This window comes from Streptomyces sp. W16 (assembly GCF_033194735.1).
Classification (GTDB): domain Bacteria; phylum Actinomycetota; class Actinomycetes; order Streptomycetales; family Streptomycetaceae; genus Streptomyces.
This window is the reverse complement of the sequence record NZ_JAWOAI010000777.1, coordinates 1-3,447: the sequence shown is the minus strand read 5'-3', so window position 1 is coordinate 3,447 and position 3,447 is coordinate 1. Positions and strand designations below refer to the sequence as shown.

The 3,447-nt window shown below is 72.0% G+C and carries 3 protein-coding genes, 2 tRNA genes and 2 pseudogenes; 6 read left to right on the top strand and 1 reads right to left on the bottom strand.

Annotated elements, in window-relative coordinates:
- Both R6V09_RS49055 and R6V09_RS49050 read left to right on the top strand, forming a co-directional pair.
- Positions 1–511 (top strand): annotated as a pseudogene (locus R6V09_RS49055) (ornithine cyclodeaminase family protein); the annotation flags it as partial.
- Between the two features lie 89 nt (positions 512–600).
- A complete protein-coding gene (locus tag R6V09_RS49050) occupies positions 601–1,647 on the top strand; it encodes a LacI family DNA-binding transcriptional regulator (RefSeq protein WP_317887923.1) in 1,047 nt (348 codons plus the stop codon).
- A 63-nt stretch (positions 1,648–1,710) separates the two neighbouring features.
- Here the strand turns inward: R6V09_RS49050 and R6V09_RS49045 are convergent, their stop codons facing one another.
- Positions 1,711–2,502, bottom strand: coding sequence for a VOC family protein (locus R6V09_RS49045; RefSeq protein ID WP_317887922.1), 792 nt, complete (start codon positions 2,500–2,502; stop codon positions 1,711–1,713).
- Between the two features lie 288 nt (positions 2,503–2,790).
- Between R6V09_RS49045 and R6V09_RS49040 the strand changes: the two genes are divergently transcribed.
- From R6V09_RS49040 to R6V09_RS49025, 4 genes and pseudogenes are all read left to right on the top strand, one after another.
- Positions 2,791–3,036, top strand: a complete 246-nt coding sequence (locus tag R6V09_RS49040) for a WhiB family transcriptional regulator (protein ID WP_200709583.1) — start codon at positions 2,791–2,793, stop codon at positions 3,034–3,036.
- A gap of 64 nt (positions 3,037–3,100) precedes the next feature.
- Positions 3,101–3,172: transfer RNA gene (locus tag R6V09_RS49035), tRNA-Ala, on the top strand.
- 10 nt (positions 3,173–3,182) lie between these two features.
- A tRNA-Glu gene (locus R6V09_RS49030) sits at positions 3,183–3,254 on the top strand.
- Positions 3,255–3,283: 29 nt separating this feature from the next.
- Positions 3,284–3,447, top strand: a pseudogene (locus R6V09_RS49025) (short-chain dehydrogenase); the annotation flags it as partial.

The window sequence follows — 3,447 nt, the reverse complement described above, 5'->3', positions numbered from 1 at the left end:
GGTGCGGGGGCTGGGCGTCCTGCGGCCGTACGGTCAACTCCTCGTCCACGACACGGACTTCGACCGGGCGACCGACTTCGCGCTGCGGCACGGCGGCCGGGTGCTGGGCTCGGCGGCGGAGATCGCCTCGGCCGCCGACATCGTGCTCCTCGCGACCTGGTCCCGCACCCCGCTTCTGTCCCTCGCGGACACCCGTGCGGGCCAGCACTTCACCAGCCTCGGCGCCGATGAACCCGGCAAGCGGGAACTCGCCGCGGACCTGCTCGACGCGGCGCTCGTCGTCGTCGACGACCGCCAACTGGTCGCGTCCGTAGGCGCGTTGGCGCCGACCGACATCGACACGACCCTCGGCGACGTACTGCGCGGCGACCACCCCGGCCGCACCGACACCGCCGCCCGCTCCGTGTACGCCCCCGTCGGGCTGCCCTGGCAGGACCTCGCGCTCGCCTGGCTGGCTTACCTGCGGGCGGAGCGGGACGGGGTCGGGCGGCGGGTGAATCTGCTGGGGTGAGCAAGCGGATTCCGCCGAGTTGGGAGCGCTCTCACCTTCGGGTTCGGCCGCGGCTATCCTGATCCGCAGCATCGAGGAGGGGTCCAGAAGTGACCGAGACAGCACCGCGCCCCACGCTGGAGGCCGTGGCCGCGCGGGCGGGGGTGTCGCGGGCCACCGTGTCCCGGGTGGTCAACGGCGGGGACGGGGTGCGGGAATCACTCGTCGAACGCGTCCGGCAGGCCGTGGAGGAACTCGGCTACGTCCCCAACCAGGCCGCCCGGAGCCTGGTGACGAGGCGGCACGACGCCATCGCCGTGGTGATCGCCGAACCGGAGACCCGGGTCTTCGCCGACCCGTTCTTCGCCATGCAACTCCGGGGCATCAGCAAGGAGTTGACCGCCCACGACTCCCAACTCGTACTGCTCCTCACGGAAGGCCGCGCCGACCACGCCCGCGTCGGCCGCTATCTCGCCGGCGGGCATGTCGACGGCGCGCTCGTCTTCTCCCTCCACCTCGACGACCCGCTGCCCGGACTGATCCAACGGGCCGGTGTCCCCACGGTGTTCGGCGGCCGGCCCAGCTGGAGCGAGGGGACCCGCGCGTCCGGGCCCACCGTGTACGTCGACTGCGACAACCGGGGCGGTGCCCGCGAGGCCGTACGGCATCTCGTCGGACTCGGCCGCACCCGGATCGCGCACATCACCGGCGCGCTCGACCAGACCTCCGCGGTGGACCGGCTCGACGGGTTCCGGGACGTCATGGTCGACGTCGACCCCCGGCTGATCGTCGAGAGCGACTTCACGCCCGGCGGCGGTGAGCGCGCGATGCGGGAACTCCTCGACCGCTGCCCCGACGTGGACGCCGTGTTCGCCGCCAACGACCTCACCGCCTACGGCGCCATGAAGGTGCTGCGCGACGAGGGGCTGCGGGTCCCGGAGGACGTGGCCGTGATCGGCTTCGACGACATGCTTCCGGTCGCCGAGCAGACCGAGCCGCCGCTCACGACGGTCCGTCAGGACATAGAGGAGATGGGGCGGTTGATGGCCCGCCTGCTGCTGCGCGGCCTCGACCGCCGCGGGGTCAGGGACGGCATCGGAGGCGCGCCGTCCAGCGTGATCCTGCCGACCACACTGGTCCACCGCGCCTCCGCGTAGGCCCGCGGCTGCGACAGGATCCGCCGGACAGGGCCCAGGTGTGTCCCCGCCGCGGGCGCTGCCTCAGCCCTGCGGCGGTGCGCTCGTGATGAGGGCGAAGCGGGCGCCGTGCGGGTCGGTGAGCTGGGCCATGCGGCCGACGCCCTCCATGCTGGCGGCGGGCACCGCGACCTTGCCGCCGGTCTCCACCGCCTTGGCCACGGAGGCGTCGACGTCGGCGACCTCGAAGTAGGCCAGCCAGTACGCCCCCGAGGCCGCCCCGGTCGCATCGAAGTCGAGCGGGACGACACCGCCGAACATCGCGTCCTCGCCGGCACCGGCCGGGTTGAGACAGGTGTAGTCACCGCCCGGCATGGGGGCGGCCGAGGTCTCCAGACCGAGCGCGGCGTGGTAGAACGCGGCAGCCGCGGCGACGTCCGGCGTGTACAGCTCCACCCAGGTCAGCGAACCCGGCTCGCCCGCCACGTCGATCCCCTTGGTCCGGCCCGGCTGCCAGACGCCGAACGCGGCGCCCGCCGGGTCCCTGAGGATCGCCATGTGCCCCTCGCCCATCACGTCCATCGGCTGGAACAGGACCGCGCCGTGCGCCTGCTCCACCGCCTTGGCCGTGGCCTCCGCGTCCGGGCTCTGGAAGTACACGCTCCACGCGGACGAGTCGTGCTCCGGGGGCAGTGGCATGCCGCCCGCGACTGTTTTGCCGTCCAGTTGGAAGAAGCCGTAGCCGCCGGCCTCGGGTCCCGCCGACTGGAACTGCCAGCCGAAGAGACCGCCGTAGAAGGAGATGGCGCTGTCGATGTCGGGCGAGCCGACGTCCAGCCAGTTGGGAGCGCCGTTGACGAAACGGGTGGTGAGCATCTTTGCCCTCCTCATTGAAGGGTCCCGTACTTGAGGGGGCCCGTTCTCTGCACTGCTGAGTCTTGCACCGCCCACTGACAATCGCTGCCGGAGTGGCGTGGTGAGTCGGCCCGACCGTTTTGTTCACCCTCGGTGACCGCGGAAGTTCTCCGTGTTTTCCTGTGGTTCCGCGCGCCGCCGTGCGCCGGTTCGGGCGCGGCGCCACCATCTAGGTGGCCGGAGGCCTCGGAGCGAGGCGTTGATCCCGCGTTGATCGAACGTTTTTCACCGCACGGCACGCTCCTGGTCATGCACATCGACACGATCACCTCGCCCGACCTGGACTGGCAGCAGGAGGCGTTGTGCGCGCAGACCGGGGCGGACTTCTTCTTCCCCGAGCCCGGCAGCTCCGTCCGGGAGGCCAAACGCATCTGCGGCATGTGCCCGATCCGCTCCGTCTGCCTGGAGTACGCCCTCGACAACGACGAGCGCTTCGGCGTGTGGGGCGGCCTCTCGGAGAAGGAGCGCCTGGAGCTCAGACGCGCCTCGCACTGACCGGGACCGGGGCGTTTATCGACGCGGCCCGCGCGGGGGAGTGCGGCTAGGATCCGGGGGCGCACCCGGGCGTAGCGCAGAGGCAGGCGCGCGTCTTGGCAAGACGATCACATCGGTTCGAATCCGATCCCCGGGCTGCGTTCGGGGGCCCTGTGGAGCAGAGGCAGACTCGCCGCCTTCTCAGGGCGGTCACGCCGGTTCGAATCCGGCCGGGGCCCATTTCGGAGCACGGCCGGGGCGGGAACCGATGTCTGACGAGGGCGGGATCACCGAGGCGGAACTCGCGGCCTTCCACCACGCGGTGGGCAGGCTGCGGGAGTTGCCCGTCGACGATCCGGTGCGCCTGCGCGCGGAACAGGTCGCCGCGTCCTTCGCCCGCGACGGGCGGCTGCGGCGCCGCAAGGCGCGCGG